General features: G+C 62.5%; 22 protein-coding genes. 15 read left to right on the plus strand and 7 right to left on the minus strand.

Going from position 1 to position 16242, the window contains the following annotated elements:
- Positions 1-94 precede the first annotated feature (94 nt).
- Genes BFP89_RS09100 through BFP89_RS09110 form a run of 3 tightly spaced genes read right to left on the minus strand, consistent with a single transcriptional unit; the run spans position 95 to position 1138 of the window.
- Entirely contained in the window at positions 95-433 is a 339-nt protein-coding gene (locus BFP89_RS09100) for a hypothetical protein (protein WP_065885162.1), read from the minus strand.
- Positions 430-819, minus strand: coding sequence for a phage holin family protein (locus BFP89_RS09105; RefSeq protein WP_057722765.1), 390 nt, complete (start codon positions 817-819; stop codon positions 430-432). Before BFP89_RS09105 ends, BFP89_RS09100 begins: the two co-directional genes overlap by 4 nt.
- A gap of 4 nt (positions 820-823) precedes the next feature.
- Entirely contained in the window at positions 824-1138 is a 315-nt protein-coding gene (locus BFP89_RS09110; protein ID WP_065885163.1) for a DUF883 family protein, read from the minus strand.
- A 315-nt stretch (positions 1139-1453) separates the two neighbouring features.
- Between BFP89_RS09110 and BFP89_RS09120 the strand changes: the two genes are divergently transcribed.
- The 3 genes from BFP89_RS09120 (at position 1454) to BFP89_RS09130 (ending at position 3065) form a co-directional block, all read left to right on the plus strand.
- Positions 1454-1690: a glutaredoxin family protein gene (locus tag BFP89_RS09120; RefSeq protein WP_065885165.1), complete on the plus strand. Its 237-nt coding sequence runs from the start codon at positions 1454-1456 to the stop codon at positions 1688-1690.
- Positions 1691-1764: 74 nt separating this feature from the next.
- On the plus strand, positions 1765-2100 hold the full coding sequence (locus BFP89_RS09125) for a transcriptional regulator (RefSeq protein ID WP_065885166.1): 336 nt from the start codon (positions 1765-1767) through the stop codon (positions 2098-2100).
- 74 nt (positions 2101-2174) lie between these two features.
- Positions 2175-3065 carry a pseudouridine synthase gene (locus tag BFP89_RS09130; RefSeq protein WP_065885167.1) on the plus strand — a complete coding sequence of 297 codons (891 nt, stop codon included), beginning with the start codon at positions 2175-2177 and terminating at the stop codon, positions 3063-3065.
- Positions 3066-3120: 55 nt separating this feature from the next.
- Here the strand turns inward: BFP89_RS09130 and BFP89_RS09135 are convergent, their stop codons facing one another.
- Together BFP89_RS09135 and mobA are read right to left on the minus strand one after the other, a co-directional pair.
- Complete coding sequence (locus tag BFP89_RS09135) at positions 3121-3342, minus strand: YgdI/YgdR family lipoprotein (RefSeq protein ID WP_005786486.1); 222 nt, start codon at positions 3340-3342, stop codon at positions 3121-3123.
- A gap of 79 nt (positions 3343-3421) precedes the next feature.
- Entirely contained in the window at positions 3422-4024 is a 603-nt protein-coding gene (gene mobA, locus BFP89_RS09140; protein ID WP_065885196.1) for a molybdenum cofactor guanylyltransferase MobA, read from the minus strand.
- Positions 4025-4100: 76 nt separating this feature from the next.
- Here mobA and moaB point away from each other — a divergent pair, with 76 nt between their 5' ends.
- From moaB to BFP89_RS09155, 3 genes are all read left to right on the plus strand, one after another.
- Positions 4101-4640 carry a molybdenum cofactor biosynthesis protein B gene (gene moaB, locus BFP89_RS09145; RefSeq protein ID WP_065885168.1) on the plus strand — a complete coding sequence of 180 codons (540 nt, stop codon included), beginning with the start codon at positions 4101-4103 and terminating at the stop codon, positions 4638-4640.
- On the plus strand, positions 4624-5850 hold the full coding sequence (gene glp, locus BFP89_RS09150) for a molybdopterin molybdotransferase MoeA (RefSeq protein WP_065885169.1): 1227 nt from the start codon (positions 4624-4626) through the stop codon (positions 5848-5850). Before moaB ends, glp begins: the two co-directional genes overlap by 17 nt.
- 112 nt (positions 5851-5962) lie before the next feature.
- Entirely contained in the window at positions 5963-7189 is a 1227-nt protein-coding gene (locus BFP89_RS09155) for a hypothetical protein (protein WP_065885170.1), read from the plus strand.
- A 1-nt stretch (position 7190) separates the two neighbouring features.
- Here the strand turns inward: BFP89_RS09155 and BFP89_RS09160 are convergent, their stop codons facing one another.
- The gene (locus tag BFP89_RS09160) at positions 7191-7520 is read right to left on the minus strand and encodes an EscU/YscU/HrcU family type III secretion system export apparatus switch protein (RefSeq protein WP_065885171.1); all 330 of its coding nucleotides are present in this window, start codon (positions 7518-7520) and stop codon (positions 7191-7193) included.
- A complete protein-coding gene (locus BFP89_RS09165) occupies positions 7517-9094 on the minus strand; it encodes a flagellar hook-length control protein FliK (protein WP_065885197.1) in 1578 nt (525 codons plus the stop codon). Before BFP89_RS09165 ends, BFP89_RS09160 begins: the two co-directional genes overlap by 4 nt.
- Before the next feature lie 200 nt (positions 9095-9294).
- Here BFP89_RS09165 and ccmA point away from each other — a divergent pair, with 200 nt between their 5' ends.
- From ccmA to ccmI, 9 genes are all read left to right on the plus strand, one after another.
- On the plus strand, positions 9295-9930 hold the full coding sequence (gene ccmA / locus BFP89_RS09170; protein WP_065885172.1) for a cytochrome c biogenesis heme-transporting ATPase CcmA: 636 nt from the start codon (positions 9295-9297) through the stop codon (positions 9928-9930).
- On the plus strand, positions 9927-10595 hold the full coding sequence (ccmB, locus tag BFP89_RS09175; protein ID WP_065885198.1) for a heme exporter protein CcmB: 669 nt from the start codon (positions 9927-9929) through the stop codon (positions 10593-10595). Before ccmA ends, ccmB begins: the two co-directional genes overlap by 4 nt.
- Before the next feature lie 84 nt (positions 10596-10679).
- On the plus strand, positions 10680-11435 hold the full coding sequence (locus tag BFP89_RS09180; protein ID WP_065885173.1) for a heme ABC transporter permease: 756 nt from the start codon (positions 10680-10682) through the stop codon (positions 11433-11435).
- Positions 11432-11608: a heme exporter protein CcmD gene (ccmD, locus tag BFP89_RS09185; RefSeq protein ID WP_065885174.1), complete on the plus strand. Its 177-nt coding sequence runs from the start codon at positions 11432-11434 to the stop codon at positions 11606-11608. The genes BFP89_RS09180 and ccmD overlap by 4 nt, the downstream gene beginning before the upstream one ends.
- Positions 11605-12060 carry a cytochrome c maturation protein CcmE gene (gene ccmE / locus BFP89_RS09190; protein ID WP_065885175.1) on the plus strand — a complete coding sequence of 152 codons (456 nt, stop codon included), beginning with the start codon at positions 11605-11607 and terminating at the stop codon, positions 12058-12060. The genes ccmD and ccmE overlap by 4 nt, the downstream gene beginning before the upstream one ends.
- Before the next feature lie 3 nt (positions 12061-12063).
- Positions 12064-14049, plus strand: coding sequence for a heme lyase CcmF/NrfE family subunit (locus BFP89_RS09195; RefSeq protein WP_065885176.1), 1986 nt, complete (start codon positions 12064-12066; stop codon positions 14047-14049).
- Positions 14046-14582: a DsbE family thiol:disulfide interchange protein gene (locus BFP89_RS09200; RefSeq protein ID WP_065885177.1), complete on the plus strand. Its 537-nt coding sequence runs from the start codon at positions 14046-14048 to the stop codon at positions 14580-14582. The genes BFP89_RS09195 and BFP89_RS09200 overlap by 4 nt, the downstream gene beginning before the upstream one ends.
- The gene (locus BFP89_RS09205; RefSeq protein ID WP_065885178.1) at positions 14579-15052 is read left to right on the plus strand and encodes a cytochrome c-type biogenesis protein; all 474 of its coding nucleotides are present in this window, start codon (positions 14579-14581) and stop codon (positions 15050-15052) included. The genes BFP89_RS09200 and BFP89_RS09205 overlap by 4 nt, the downstream gene beginning before the upstream one ends.
- Positions 15045-16229 (plus strand): c-type cytochrome biogenesis protein CcmI, encoded by a 1185-nt coding sequence (gene ccmI / locus BFP89_RS09210; RefSeq protein WP_065885179.1) that lies wholly within the window; start codon positions 15045-15047, stop codon positions 16227-16229. Before BFP89_RS09205 ends, ccmI begins: the two co-directional genes overlap by 8 nt.
- Positions 16230-16242 lie beyond the last annotated feature (13 nt).

A 16242-nucleotide genomic window follows, 5' to 3' on the forward strand; every position in this document is an offset into this window, starting at 1 on the left:
GAAGTCGATTGTTTCGATAGCGATGAACAACAAGTCCTGGCCGCCGTTGCGCTAATGGCCCGGCGGTCAGGACGTGGTGTTGAACGAGCGGGGCTTATCGTTTGCGCGAGGCGCCTTGCATGGCCAGCTTGATCAGCGGAATCAACCCGGCCCCCAGCCGTACCAGGCGCGTTACGCTGCTGATACTGCCGCCCTTGGCGCCTTTGCCGGTAAAGAACCCCATCAGGGTCACCGCCGCCACGCCCCACAGCGGCGCGTGCTTGATGCCCAGGCTGTCCTGCCAGTTGTGACGCATGTCGCGCACTCTGTGCAGGGGCGCCATGAGTTGCTGGGATTCATGACGGATTTCCTGACGGTGCATTTCCATGCGCAGGCGAATCAACGCCTTGCGCATTTCCCGACGGGACGTGTTTTGCGGTTCAGGCAGGCTCATGGCAACAGGCGCTCCCGGTCATTGGCCAGTTCTTCGAGGGTGGCATGGAAAGGCGTGGACTCATCGAACACCGCCGCTTTCAAGCGTACCCCGCAGAACGCTGCGGCCAGGGTGTAGAACACACACAGACAGATGATGCCGGTGAGGCGGTAGCCGGTGTCCCACACCAGGATCATCACCAGTGTCGATAACCCTACCAACAGCAGCAGGGCAAACACCAACGCAAGGCCGGCGAACAGCAGCAGGCTGACAGTGCGTGCCTTCTGCTCCTGCAACTCGATGCCAAAGAGTTCGACATGGCTGTGCAATAAGCCGAGCACGGCGGCGCCCAGGCGGCGGGAAGTGGTACCTGCGCCCTTTGACGAGCTGGATTCGTCGATAGCCATGATATTAGCGCCTGGTAGCCAGCAGACCGATCAAAAAGCCTACGCCGGCAGCGATACCGACGGACTGCCACGGGTTGGCCTGCACGTAATCTTCCGTTGCAGTGATAGCCGCCTGGCCGCGCTCACGCAGGGAGTCTTCGGTCAACTGCAGGGTTTCGCGAGCCTTGAGCAGGCTTTCATGGATCCTGGTACGCAGCTCATCGGCCTGGTCACCGGCCAGGACGGCGGTGTCGTCCAGCAACCTTTCGGTATCGGCGACGAGGGTCTGAAAATCCGCCATCAGTATTTCTTGAGCAGTCTTTGCTGATTTACCGGCCATGGTTATCTCCGTGTGGCTGTTCTGTACGTGTGGTTTCGAGTCGCGGGGTTTGCCGAAGGTTCACTGCGATTGTGTGGTACCGCTTTTGCTTTGCCCTGGTGCGCACGCCCTGGGGGCAAAGCTCAATCCGGGCGGTCGCGGCGCAAGCCTTGAAAAACCTTACCCTAATTAACTCAAACTCGCGCAAATAGGTACCGCCCTTGGCGTCGCCGTCGCGCTGGTCGGCGGCCTGCGGGTATATGGCGTGCTCAAGCGCCTTTGCGGGCCGCGTTGGGCTTAGAATGGTGAGGTGTTTTCCATCCGAGTGCATTTGCCATGCTTGCTGAATGCCAGCTGTTCGGCACCCTGGGTTGCCATCTGTGTGAAATTGCCGAAGCCGAAATCATGCCGCTCGTCGAGCACGGGTTGCTCGTGGAGCTGGTGGATATCACCGATCCCGACGACCTGACCGAGGTCTACGGCCTGCGGATCCCGGTGCTCAGGCGGGTGGACACGGGGGCTGAGCTGGACTGGCCGTTCGACACTGAACAGGTTGTCGCTTTCCTGCGCTGACGTTTATGCGATGGCGAGTTTCCGAATATTACGTTACTGTATGTTTGTACAGCGATTGAATAGAGGGAACGCCCGTGGTGAATGTCGAACAACTGAAAAGCAGCGTCAATCGCATGTCCGCCGACATCGTGCGCGATGCGGTGAGCGAGCTGCGCCTCGATGGCCTGGTCACGGAAGGCAAGACGCCCTTCAACAAGGTGCATTTCAACACCTGTTTCGCGGAAATCGAAGCGCTGTTCCAGCGTGCCGGTTATCACAAGCAGCTGGACGTGGTGGGCTATCAGGGCCTGCTCTACGCACTGTACGACCCGGGCCGTTGGGAGGCCGTGGACGTACTGCGCTGGCTCAAGGAGTTTACCGAGGCGGCGAGCGCTTCACCGGTTTTGCGCGTGCAACTGGCCAAGGCCTGAGATCTCTCCTAGGCTCAATCCCGCGCCATGCGGGATAATGCCCGCCTGTTTATTTCCAGGCCTTGAGCATCTGCATGTCCACTTCCGGTTTTTCCCCTTCACAGCACCAAGCCAGCACCTTGTACCTGCCGCCTGGTCCATGGGCAACGGTGCTCGATTGCCTGTGCGAGCATTTCCCGGCGATTGCCCGTGAACAATGGCTGGACCGCATTGCCCGTGGCCGGGTGCTCGATGGCAATGGGCAGCCCATCAGCCTGGGCCTGGCTTACAGGGAAGGCCTGTGCATCCATTACTTTCGTGAAGTGCCCAACGAGAAAGTGATTCCCGTAGAGGAAACCATCCTGTACGCCGATGAGCATCTGGTGGTGGCCGACAAGCCGCATTTCCTGCCGGTGACCCCTGCGGGCGAGTATGTCGAGCAGACGCTGTTGCGCCGTTTGATCCGGCGCCTGGACAACCCCGCCCTGGTGCCCCTGCATCGCATTGACCGGCATACCGCAGGGCTGGTGCTGTTCTCGGCCAATCCCGCCACCCGCGCGGCTTATCAGCAACTGTTTCCCACGCGGCGCATCGATAAATTCTACGAAGCCATTGCCCCGGCCTTGCCTGACCTAACGTTCCCGCTGGTGCACAAGAGCCGGTTGGTGGACGGTGAGCCTTTCTTCCGCATGCAGGAAGGCCCCGGTGCCAGCAATACCGAAACGGCGGTGCAGGTGCGCGAAAAACACGGCGATCTATGGCGCTACGGTCTGTTCCCGGTCACCGGCAAGAAGCACCAGTTGCGTGTGCACATGACCGCGCTCGGCGCGAGTATCTGCAATGACCCGTTCTATCCCGAGGTGATCAAGGACGCCAAGGACGATTACGCCAACCCGCTCAAGTTGCTGGCCCAGGGCGTGCGTTTCATCGACCCGGTCAGCGGCCAGGAACGCAGCTTTCGCAGTGAACTCACCCTGGACTGGTAAGCGCCGCAAACGACAAGGCCCGCGCGAGGCGGGCCTTGTGGGCAAGCGGTAAGGCTTACAGGTCTTTAACGGTGCGAACCTGATCCTTGTTGATGCGGGTGCGCTTGCCGTCAAGCTGTTGGAATTCATAGAAGCCCGAATCTTCGTCAAATTTCGGGGTGTCGACGGCCTGGATTTCGCGACCGTCATTCAGGGTGATCACTGTCGGCGAGGCGCAACCGGCGAGGGTGGCGAGGCCCAGTGCAAGCATGAGAGCGGCGATGGTCCGTTGAGTCATGAGTTTGTCTCCGAGAGAATGCTTTTAAAATGCTGACCTTGTGACGTGTGCAACGCCGGCAAAGTTCCTGATGCAAGGCTCATTCTGACACGCCAGGCCTTGTGTGCAACAGGTCCGGTGTATTGAGGTTGGCCAGGCGCGGGTCATCGGCCGGGCATTCCAGGCCCACGGCGCCCAGCTGCAGCAGGATTTTGCGCGGGCTGCGTTCGCCCCCTTGCCAGGCCTGCTCCACCTGATCCTTCAAGGCGACAGGGATGATGCACAGCAAGGGTTCCCAGAACTCGCCATGGCGGACCATCACCGGAACCTGCCGGTTGAGTCGTGCTGTCGCACGCAGGTCGGCCAGCAGTCGCGCATCGAGGTGCGGCACATCGCAGGGCAGGATCAGCAGATGCCCATGGCGTGCGGCGAAGAGTCCCGTACGGATACCGGCAAGTGGTCCGGGAAAGTCCGAGCTGTCGTCGCTCACCAGTTGATCGGCATAGGCTGCATACCGCTCATGGTTGCGGTTGCACGAGATGATCAGGTCGTCCGTAAGCGGCCGTGCCAGGTGTTGCAGGTGCGCAATCAAGGGCTGGCCGTGCCACTGCAGCAGGCCTTTGTCCTGGCCGCCCATGCGCTGGCCACGACCGCCGGCCAGCAACAGAATCGAGCAGGGCAGGGGTAAGGATTCAAGGGGCATGAGGGTTCCGCTGCGGCAGGTAAACAGAGGCTTGTGATATAACATCGGGCTGTTCCTTCGACAACCGGACCGTGCCATGAAAGCCAAGGCTGATGCGCCTTTCGTACCTCTGAATATCGCTGTATTGACCGTCAGCGACACCCGCACCCTGGACACCGACACCTCGGGCCAGGTCTTCGTCGACCGCCTGACCGCCGCCGGCCATACCCTGGCCGAGCGCGTGCTGCTCAAGGACGATCTTTACAAAATCCGCGCCCAGGTCGCCCACTGGATCGCCGAAGACGTGGTGCAGGTGGTGCTGATCACCGGCGGCACCGGCTTTACCGGCCGCGACAGCACACCCGAAGCGGTGAGCTGCCTGTTGGACAAGCAGGTCGATGGGTTTGGCGAGCTGTTCCGCCAGATCTCGGTGGCCGATATCGGCACCTCCACCGTGCAATCGCGCGCCCTGGCCGGCCTGGCCAATGGCACCCTGGTGTGCTGCCTGCCGGGCTCCACCAATGCCGTGCGCACCGGTTGGGACGGTATCCTGGCTGAACAACTGGATAACCGTCATCGGCCGTGCAATTTCGTGCCGCACCTGAAGCAGGCCCAGCCCTGTGAAACCCGTGGATAAGCCCGGCAAAACCGGCGCCTTGATGCCGGTGGAAGCGGCTTTGCAGCGTTTGCTGGACATGGCCGACGCCGCGCCGATCCGCGAGCGCGAAACCGTGCGCCTGGCCGAGTGCGATGGCCGCGTATTGGCACAGGACCTGGTCTCCACCCTCGACCTGCCACCCTGGCCCAACAGTGCCATGGATGGCTATGCCCTGCGCGTCGCAGACTGGGCCGGCGCGCCGTTGCCGGTCAGCCAGCGTATTTTTGCCGGCACTGCGCCTGAGCCGCTGGCGCCCGGCACCTGTGCACGCATCTTCACGGGGGCGCCAGTGCCTCAGGGCGCGGACTGCGTCGAAATGCAGGAAAACGCGATCATTCACGACGACGGGCGGGTGAGTTTCAGCGAGCCGTTGCAAGCGGGCCAGAATATCCGTGCGCAAGGCCAGGAGACCACGGCCGGCGAGTTGGTGTTGCCGGCAGGTACGCGCCTGGGCCCGATCGAACTGGGCCTGGCCGCTTCGCTTGGGCGTGATCGCCTGGACGTGGTGCGCCGTGTGCGCGTGGCGGTGCTGTCGACCGGCGATGAGCTGATCGAGCCTGGATTGCCCCTGGGGCCGGGCCAGATCTACAACAGCAACCGCCGCGTGCTGTGCAGTTGGCTGACGCGCATGGGCTGCGAAGTGATCGATGCTGGCATCCTGCCGGACGACCTGGAACAGACCCGCACGCGGTTGGCCGGACTGGGCAGCGTCGACTTGATCCTGTCCACCGGCGGTGTATCGGTGGGTGAAGCGGACTTCCTGGGCATCGCCCTGCGTGAAGAGGGCGAGCTTGCCCTTTGGAAGCTTGCGATCAAACCCGGCAAGCCTTTGACGGTCGGCCACTTCCGCGGCGTGCCGGTGATCGGCTTGCCGGGCAACCCGGCCTCGACTCTGGTGACGTTTGCGTTGCTCGCACGGCCCTACATCCTGCGGCGTCAAGGCGTGGAGGCTGTAGAACCGTTGCGCTTCGAAGTCCCGGTGGGTTTTGTATGGACCAAGCCGGGCAACCGTCGCGAGTATCTGCGCGGGCGTATCCAGGATGGCCAGGCGATCATCTACGGTAATCAAAGCTCCGGCGTTCTGCGCAGCGCGGCGTGGGCCGAGGGATTTGTGGAGGTGTTGGAAGGGACGACGCTGGAAACAGGTGACCGGGTCAATTTCATTCCGTTGAGTGAGGTCATGGGCTGAGCCGCCGCCGCAGGCGTATTTGATGCTGCGGTGCGCAAAGAAGAAAAGTCCTATCAGCAGGTCCTGAGACGTGCGCTACGTTTCCAGGACCTGATTGACTGGAGGACTGAATATGTTGATTCACCCCGCATCGCACATTCACCCCGTGTTGCCGCCTGCTTCGATCAATGCGAGCAATGCCCGCGACGTCTTGAGCGAACTGCTGCGCAGGCCGCTGTCGGAGAACAATTATCGGGAGCGGCTCGCCTGCATGCTGGCTGACCCGACCATCACCTCCTGGCAGGCACTGACCCGTGATCCCGAAGGGTTGCAAAGGCTGCAGGACAACGAGCGCAAAGCATGGTCCGCCCCGGCTGCCGTCGACACAAGCCTGCCGACGTTGGCGCAGGCGCTGGCGAAAAAAGATGTTTGGTTACCCGAAGTGGAAAACTTCAACGCCAATATTCTGAAAAGCCTGACCATACAGATGGCAGAAAAATATCTTGCGCAGTTCCAGTCCATCCTCCAGGACCCGGTACCTGTACAGGCGCAGGACGTCTCGATCGTGCGCGGCGCACCCTCTGCGGGCAAGACCACCTTTCTTCGAGGACAATTCGCGCTCAATACCGACGCGGTGAAAAACATGCTGCAGGATCGCATGCCGGGTGTGGGGATGATGCAGGTCCATGACCAGGCCGTAGCCTTGGTTCAGCGGTTTAGCGCGACCATGGAAAAACACTTGGCGCAGCCTCTGACGCGAGATGCGTTGTACTTGTGGCCAAACGACTTCAAGCAAAAAATTACCGGGCTTGAGCAAGTATCGACCGAGTCGAAATTGCGCTTCCACGATATACAAGTCGACCTCACCACCCTGTGTTGCAGGATTCTCAAGCGAGGTACCGATGAGGCGGTGATGAATTTCGAGGTATTGAGCCAGTTTTTCAGCGCCGGGCTGGAGCATCGAAACCAGAGTATCGAGGCGATAAAAGGCACCAGTGGTCTGCTCAAGGAATATTCACTGTCGGCCTGGGACGGTCAGCGCAATGTGCTGGTGGCGCAGCGCAGTTCCGATGCCCAGCCGCTCGTGGTCAGGGACCAGGCGCTGTTCGACGACATCACGCTGCGCAACAAAGACGCCATAAACGCCGAAATAGGCCGCGTGCGCGATACCCTCATCGATGCGCACTTCATTGATACCTTTACTGCGCCGCTGCCTGCCGAGCAGGCGCGCGGGTTTCGAACGGCGCTCGGTCTGTACAGAGGCCTGACCATCAAGCAAGCCCTGGAACAGCATGCCCAACGCAAGCCCGTTGCCACATCGATAGCCGCCAGAGTACTGGCGCAGATAGTGCCGGGCTGATTCAGTAATCATCCCCACGCTCGGTGACATCGCGCTCCACCGGCCCCGCATCCGGGTCGTATCCCACCGGGAACTTGCCTTTCAGGGTCCACGCGAACGCAATGATCTCCGCCACTGTGCGGTACAACTCCTCTGGAATGCTGTCGCCCAGCTCCATGCGCGCCAGCAGCTTCACCAACTCGGCATTTTCATAGATGGGCACTTCGTTTTCCCGCGCCAGCTTGAGGATCGCTTCAGCCAGGGCCTCGTCGCCCTTGGCGGTCAGGGTAGGCGCTTGTTGACCATCGTACTTGAGGGCAATCGCCTGGCGGGGAGGGGCAGCGTTCTTCATGCGGTTTCATCCACCCAGCGTTGTTCCAGTCCGGTTTTTGGCCCGCGCGGCGGGCTGCCGAGGTGGCAATCCAGGTCGCCGACGTCAAGCCCGGATGCCACCAGGCGCTCGCGCAGGCTGCCCAGGTGATTTTCGATCAGGCTGGCGGTGAAGGCGCGGGTCGCCCACAACTGGCTGGACAGTTTGCCCTGGGTCAATTGCGCCTGCACCTGCAACGGCCCCAGCGGTTCCATATCGAACGCCAGTTCGACGCGCCAGAGCATGTGTTTGGCGTCTTTGCGGTCTTTGTGCTCGGGCTGCTCCTTGTCGGGCGCCGGCTCCTCGCGCTGGAACTTCACCTGTAAGGGGACGATGTCCTGCAGGCTGCGCATCGGGATTTCCAACTGCCAGGTGGTTTGCAGGCGGCCGTCGGCGGTGGTGCCGGTCTGTTCCAGGCTCGACAGCTGATGGCTCTGCAATCGGGCGATCGCCCCGGCGGCCTGGCGCAGCAGGTTTTCCAGATCGCCTTCGCCTTCAAGCTTGGCCATCAGCCGTTCGGGCAGTGGAAAGCTGACCGGGGCCTGCCGCGCGCTGACCTGGCCCAGCGTGTTCAGTGGGCTGCGCACAAAGTTGGGCAATACATGGGCCAGCGTGTTGGCCGCAAGAATGGCGTTCAGGTTGGTACTGGCAGGCAGGGCGGGCAGTAAGTCCGCGACAAGGCGCAGCAGTGCGCCCTTCATGTCCAGTGGCGGTATCTGGGGATTCTGCCCGGCGAGTAATCTGGCTTCCAGAAAGGCGCCGCTGTTCTGGATCACTTGAGCCAGGACTTTGGGGTTACTGACCTGTGCCAGGTCGGGCAATGCAGCGAGCAGACGGTCGGCGGCGGCGCGCAGGTCGGCGGACGTGCTGTCGCCACGGGGCAGGTTTTGCAGGGCAGTGAAGACCGCATCCAGGGAGCCCTGGCGACTTTGCTGGGTCGACAGTTGCTGGGTGACCGCCAATTGGTCCTTGAGCCCGCTCAGCGGCACGAAATTCAGGGTTTGCGCGTTTTGCACCACTGCGCTGAGCAAACTGCCCACGCGCAGCGGTTGTGGGCTTTCCACCGTCAGTGTCGCGCCGGCCAGGGCGTTATTCAGCACCGTCACCAACGAACGATAGATCGCCGGTTGCGCCGTGCCCTGGGGCAGCATCTGGGTGGTCAGTACCTTGGCTTGCAACAGCGTACCTTCCGGGACCTTGGCCGTATCGATGCGGGTGAGGGCGGCGATGTTGGCACTCAAGGCCTGTTGCAGGCTGAGGGTCAGGTTGCCCGCCGGCGTCTGGCTCACCGCCACATTGCTGCCCAAGGGCAGGGGCTGGGCGCTGCTGGCCTGCACCAGTGTCTGGCGGCCGCCGTCCAGGGTCAGCTTGAGCAGCAACTGAAAGGCTTCACCGCCTTGTTTAAGGGCAATGACTTCGGCATTCGCGGTTTTCCCAGGGTCGATCAGCCCGACCTGCGGCTCCAGCAGTTTGAGCAGTGCCCCAGGCGCAGGCGCAGGGCTTTGCCCGGCTGGCTGGGTGGGAGGAAGCGTAGGAAGGTTGATCTCGCCGGTCATGGTGCGCATCGTCTCTGGGGAAATTGCTCTCTTTAGCGTAAGGCATCGCATGTATAATGCCGCCCGTCTGCAAAGAGAGCGCTAAAAACCTCACAACTATTTGATCCAGCTCTCTAAAATCGGTCGCCAAAGCCGTTATTGTGCTCCTTTCTATAACGGCCGCTGCACCGCCGACTTGAACCGTAAAGGCCCGCGATCTCTTGACCAGCCCTCTTCTTGAAGCCGTAGCGCTCTCCTGTGAACGCGACCTGCGCCTGCTGTTCGAGCACCTCGACCTGCGCCTGGCGGGCGGTGACATGGTGCAGGTCAGCGGGCCCAACGGCAGCGGCAAGACCAGCCTGTTGCGCTTGTTGGCCGGGCTGATGCAGCCGACGGCCGGGGTTGTGCGCCTCAACGGCAAGCCTCTCGCCGAACAGCGCACAGAACTGGCGCGCAGCCTCGTCTGGATCGGTCATGCCGCAGGTATCAAGGACGTGCTCACGGCCGAAGAAAACCTCAGTTGGCTCAGCGCCCTGCATCACCGCGCCAGCCGCGACGCCATCTGGCAGGCCCTGGCTGCCGTGGGCCTGAAGGGCTTTGAAGATGTTCCCTGCCATACCCTGTCCGCGGGCCAGCAGCGCCGGGTGGCCCTGGCCCGTTTGTACCTGCCGGGCGCGCCACTGTGGATCCTCGACGAACCCTTTACCGCGCTCGATAAACACGGGGTCGCCCAGCTCGAGGAGCACCTGGCGAGGCACTGTGAGCAGGGCGGTACGGTGCTGCTCACCACTCACCACAGCCTGACCCGCCTGCCCGCCGGTTACCGTGAGCTGGACCTGGGACGGTGGTCGGCATGAGCGTATTCGCCCTGTTGGTTGCCCGCGAAGCACGCCTGTTGTGTCGTCGCCCGGCCGAACTGGCCAATCCGCTGGTGTTCTTTGCCATCGTGATCGCCTTGTTCCCGTTGGCGGTCGGTCCCGAGACTAAACTGTTGCAAACCTTGTCCCCGGGACTGGTGTGGGTCGCGGCGCTTTTATCCGTGCTGCTCTCGCTGGACGGGCTGTTTCGCAGTGATTTCGAGGACGGCTCCCTGGAACAGTGGGTCCTTTCGTCGCACCCGTTGCCACTTCTGGTACTGGCCAAGGTGCTGGCACACTGGGCTTTTTCCGGCCTCGCGCTGGTGTTGCTTTCGCCGCTGCTGGCGCTGATGCTGGGCTTGCCCGTCGAATGCTTGCCGGTGCTGCTCCTGTCCTTGTTGCTCGGTACGCCGGTGCTCAGCCTGTTGGGGGCGGTGGGCGCAGCGTTGACCGTCGGTTTGAAGCGCGGCGGCCTGTTACTGGCCCTGCTGATTCTGCCTTTGTACATCCCGGTTCTGATCCTCGGCAGCGGTGCGTTGCAGGCCGCGCTGATGGGGATGCCGGTGACCGGTTACCTCCTGTGGCTTGGCAGCCTGGCCGCCCTGGCGGTAACCCTGACACCCTTTGCCATAGCGGCCGGCCTGAAGATCAGCGTCGGCGAATAATGAGGTCTGGCCAGGCGTTACACGCTTGGCCAGTAAAGACCCTACGCTTCTTGCCATGACAAGAAGCAACCGTGAGAAACAGCAATGAACTGGACCTGGTTTCACAAGCTCGGCTCGCCCAAATGGTTCTATGGCATCAGCGGCAAACTGCTGCCGTGGTTGAGCGTCGCCGCCGTGTTGCTGATCGGCATCGGTCTGGTCTGGGGCCTGGCCTTCGCGCCGCCGGACTATCAGCAGGGCAACAGCTTTCGCATCATCTATATCCATGTGCCCGCCGCCATGCTGGCGCAGTCCTGCTACGTGATGCTGGCGGTATGCGGCATCGTCGGTCTGGTGTGGAAGATGAAGCTTGCCGACGTCGCCCTGCAATGCGCTGCACCCATCGGTGCGTGGATGACCGCCGTGGCGCTGGTCACCGGCGCGATCTGGGGCAAACCCACCTGGGGTTCGTGGTGGGTGTGGGATGCGCGGCTCACGTCGATGTTGATCCTGCTGTTCCTGTACTTCGGCCTGATCGCCCTGGGCAATGCGATCAGCAACCGCGACAGCGCCGCCAAGGCCTGCGCGGTGCTGGCGATTGTCGGCGTGATCAACATCCCGATCATCAAATACTCGGTCGAGTGGTGGAACACCCTGCACCAGGGCGCCACCTTCACCCTCACCGAAAAACCGGCAATGCCGGTAGAAATGTGGGCACCGCTGCTGCTGATGGTGCTGGGCTTCTACTGCTTCTTCGGCGCCGTGCTGCTGCTGCGCATGCGCCTCGAAGTGCTCAAGCGTGAAGCCCGCGCCAGTTGGGTCAGGGCCCACGTGCAAGCCTGCCTGGGAGCGCGAGGATGAGTTTTGCTTCTTTCAGTGATTTTCTCGCCATGGGCCATCACGGCCTGTATGTCTGGACGGCCTATGGCATCTGCCTGGCGGTGCTGGCCCTCAACGTCGCCGCGCCGCTGCTGGCGCGCAAGCGTTACCTGCAACAAGAGGCGCGTCGTCTGCGCCGGGAGACCGAAAAGTGAATCCGCTGCGTAGAAAGCGTCTGTTGATCATTCTCGCCATCATGGCCGGCGTCGGCATTGCCTTGGGTCTGGCCTTGAGTGCCTTGCAGCAGAACATCAACCTGTTCTACACCCCGACCCAGATCGCCAATGGCGAAGCGCCGGTCGATACGCGCATCCGCGCCGGCGGCATGGTCGAAAAGGGCTCCTTGAAGCGTTCCGCAGACTCCCTGGATGTGAGTTTCGTGGTCACCGACTTCAGCAAATCCGTGACCATCACCTACCGTGGCATCCTCCCGGACCTGTTCCGCGAAGGCCAGGGCATCGTCGCCCTGGGCAAGCTCAACGCCAGTGGCGTGGTGGTGGCCGATGAAGTGCTGGCCAAGCACGATGAAAAATACATGCCGCCGGAGGTGACCAAAGCCCTCAAGGACAGCGGCCAATCCGCCCCAACCCCTGCCAAGGAGGGCTGAGTCATGAACGCCGCTTTGTTTATTCCCGAACTCGGCCAGTTGGCGATGATCCTCGCCCTGTGCTTTGCCATCGTCCAGGCCGTGGTGCCGTTGCTCGGTGCCTGGCGCGGTGACCGCCTGTGGATGAGCCTGGCGCAGCCGGCCGCCTGGGGGCAGTTCGCGTTCCTGCTGTTCGCCTTCGGTTGCCTGACCTACGCATTCATGACCGACGACTTTTCCGTCGCCTATGTCGCCAATAACTCCAACAGTGCACTGCCCTGGTACTACAAGTTCAGCGCCGTGTGGGGCGCCCACGAAGGTTCGCTGCTGCTGTGGGCGCTGATCCTCGGTGGCTGGACCTTCGCCGTGTCGGTGTTCTCCCGCCAGTTGCCGCAGGTCATGCTGGCGCGGGTGCTGGCGGTGATGGGCATGATCAGCATCGGTTTTTTGCTGTTCCTGATCATGACGTCCAACCCGTTCGGCCGCATCCTGCCGCAGATCCCCGTGGACGGGCATGACCTCAACCCGCTGCTGCAAGACATCGGCCTGATCGTGCACCCACCGATGCTCTACATGGGCTATGTCGGGTTTTCCGTGGCCTTTGCCTTCGCCATCGCCGCCTTGCTCGGCGGGCGTCTCGATGCGGCCTGGGCGCGCTGGTCGCGGCCATGGACCATCGTCGCCTGGGCCTTCCTCGGCATTGGCATCACCCTCGGTTCGTGGTGGGCTTATTACGAGCTCGGCTGGGGCGGCTGGTGGTTCTGGGACCCGGTGGAAAACGCCTCCTTCATGCCCTGGCTGGTCGGCACCGCGCTGATTCATTCGCTGGCCGTCACCGAAAAACGCGGTGTGTTCAAGAGCTGGACCGTGTTGCTGGCCATCGCGGCATTTTCCCTCAGCCTGCTCGGTACGTTCCTGGTGCGTTCGGGCGTACTGACGTCGGTGCATGCGTTTGCTTCCGACCCTGCGCGCGGCGTATTCATCCTGATCTTCCTGCTGTTTGTTGTCGGCGGTTCGCTGACCCTGTTCGCCCTGCGCGCGCCAGTGGTCAAGAGCCAGGTCGGCTTTAACCTGTGGTCGCGGGAAACCTTGCTGCTGGGTAACAACCTGGTGCTGGTGGTGGCGGCGTCGATGATTCTGCTCGGCACCCTCTACCCCCTGGTGCTGGATGCCTTGAGCGGCGCCAAGCTGTCCGTCGGCCCGCCGTACTTCAACGCCTTGTTCATTCCGTTGATGGGCCTGTTGATGGTGGTGATGGCGGTCGGTGTGCTGGTGCGCTGGAAAGACACCCCGGTGAAATGGCTGGCCGGCATGCTGATGCCGGTGCTGCTGGGCAGTGTGGCCCTGGCCGTGATCGCCGGGGTTGCCTACGGCGACTTCAACTGGGCGGTGCTCGCCACCTTCCTGCTCGCGGCCTGGGTGTTGCTGGCCGGCGTGCGCGATATCGCCGACAAGACCCGCCACAAGGGCCTGATCAAAGGCCTGCCGACCTTGACCCGCAGCTACTGGGGCATGCAGATCGCCCATATCGGCATCGCCGTCTGCGCCCTGGGCGTGGTGCTGTCGAGCCAGAACAGCGCCGAGCGCGACTTGCGCCTGGCGCCCGGCGAGTCCATGGACCTGGGCGGTTACCAGTTCATCTTCGAAGGCGCCAGGCACTTTGAAGGGCCGAATTTCACGTCAGACAAAGGCACCGTACGCGTGGTGCGCAACGGTCAGGAAATCGCCGTGCTGCACCCGGAAAAACGCCTGTACACCGTGCAGAGTTCGATGATGACCGAGGCGGGCATCGATGCCGGTTTCACCCGTGACCTGTACGTGGCGTTGGGTGAACCCCTGGGCGACGGCGCCTGGGCGGTGCGCGTGCATGTGAAACCGTTCGTGCGCTGGATCTGGTTCGGCGGCTTGCTGACCGGGTTGGGTGGTTTGCTCGCGGCGCTGGACCGGCGGTATCGGGTCAAGGTCAAGAGCCGGGTGCGTGAAGCGCTCGGCATGGGAGCGGCGGTATGAAGCGTGGATTGATGGTGCTGCCGCTGGCAGCGTTCCTGGTGGTGGCGGTGTTCCTCTATCGCGGCTTGTACCTGGACCCGGCCGAGTTGCCGTCGGCCATGATCGGCAAGCCATTCCCGGAATTTTCGCTGCCCACTGTGCAGGGCGACAAGCAACTGACCCGCGCCGACCTGCTGGGCAAGCCGGCGCTGGTCAACGTGTGGGGTACCTGGTGCATCTCCTGCCGCGTCGAACACCCGGTGTTGAACAAACTCGCCGAGAAGGGCGTGGTGATCTATGGCATCAACTACAAGGATGACAATGCAGCAGCCTTGAAGTGGCTGGCCGAATTTCACAACCCGTACCAGCTGGATATTCGTGATGAAGACGGCAACCTCGGCCTGAACCTCGGCGTCTATGGTGCTCCGGAAACCTTCTTTATCGACGCTAAAGGCGTGATCCGCGACAAGTACGTCGGCGTGATCGACGAAGTAGTCTGGCGCGAGCAACTGGCTGCCAAGTACCAGGCGCTGGTCGACGAGGCCAAACCATGAAGCGTCTGTTAGTCGCGGCTGTACTGGCGCTGGGCCTGGCCGGTGTGGCCCACGCCGCCATCGACACCTACGAATTCGCCAACGACGGTGACCGCGAGCGTTTCCGCGAGCTGACCAAGGAACTGCGCTGCCCCAAGTGCCAGAACCAGGACATCGCCGACTCCAACGCGCCCATCGCCGCCGACCTGCGCAAGGAAATCTTCCGCATGCTGGGGGAGGGCAAGGACAACCAGCAGATCATCGACTTCATGGTCGACCGCTACGGTGATTTTGTGCGCTATAAACCGGCGCTTACCGGCAAGACCGCGCTGCTCTGGTTCGGTCCCGTCGGACTGCTGCTGACCGGCGTGGTGGTGATGGCCGTCATCGTGCGCCGTCGCCGCGCCGCACCTGCCGATGGCAGCGACGCGCTGTCCCCCGAAGAGCGTAAACGCCTCGACCAACTGCTGGACACCAAGACCGATGATTGATTTCTGGCTCGCAGCCGGCCTGCTGCTGTTGATTGCCCTGAGTTTCCTGTTGATCCCTGTGCTGCGCGGCCGTCGTGCCCAGCGCGAAGAGGATCGCACCGCGCTGAACGTGGCGCTGTACCAAGAGCGCGTCGCCGAACTGCAAGTGCAGCGCGACGACGGCGTCCTGGATGCGGCGCAACTCGATACCGGCCGCGCGGAAGCTGCGCGTGAGTTGCTGGCCGATACCGAAGGCGTGGACAAACCGCGCGAATCACGCTTGGGCAAGCCGCTGCCATTGTTGGCGGCGTTTCTCGTGCCGGTGCTGGGCGTTGCGCTGTACCTGCATTACGGGGCGAGCGACAAGGTCGAGCTGACCCGCGAGTTCTCCCAGCCGCCGGTGTCGATGGCCGACATGACGCAGCGCCTGGAACGTGCCGCAGTGGCCCAGCCGGATTCAGCTGAGGGCCTGTACTTCCTGGGCCGCGCCTACATGGCCCAGGATCGCTCCGCCGATGCCGCCAAGGTGTTTGAACGCAGCGTTGCCTTGGCCGGCCGCCAGCCGGAGTTGCTCGGGCAGTGGGCCCAGGCGCAGTATTTTGCCGACAACAAACAGTGGTCGCCCAAGGTTCAGGCGTTGACCGACGAAGCCTTGAAGCTCGATCCAAAGGAAGTCACCAGCCTCGGCCTGCTCGGTATTGCCGCCTTTGAAGGCCAGCGCTATCAGGAGGCTATCGACTACTGGAATCGTCTGTTGGCGCAACTGCCGCCCGACGACAATTCCCGTGTGGCGCTGCAGGGCGGTATCGATCGCGCTGCGCAAAAGCTCCGGGAGAGCGGTGGTACTGTTGCGCAAAAGGCGGTGCTGAAAGTGCGCGTGGACCTGTCCGCCGACGTGAAAGCCAAGGCCCTGCCGGGTGACAGCGTGTTTATCTTCGCCCGCGCCGTCAGCGGCCCGCCTGCGCCGCTCGCGGCCAAACGGGTCAGCGTTGCCGAACTGCCTGTCACCGTGGAACTGAGCGATGCCGACGCGATGATGCCGCAGTTGAAACTGTCCAACTTCCCTGAAGTCCAACTGGTTGCGCGCATATCCCGGGCAGGTGTTCCAACCGCTGGCGAGTGGATCGGCCGCAGCCAACCCTTGGCCAGCAGCATGACTGCGCTGCAGCAGCTGACCATCGACAGTCCGGACAAGTAATTTAAGGAAACGC

The sequence above is a fragment of the Pseudomonas sp. 31 R 17 genome (genome assembly GCF_900004915.1).
GTDB classification, from domain to species: Bacteria; Pseudomonadota; Gammaproteobacteria; order Pseudomonadales; family Pseudomonadaceae; genus Aquipseudomonas; species Aquipseudomonas orientalis_A.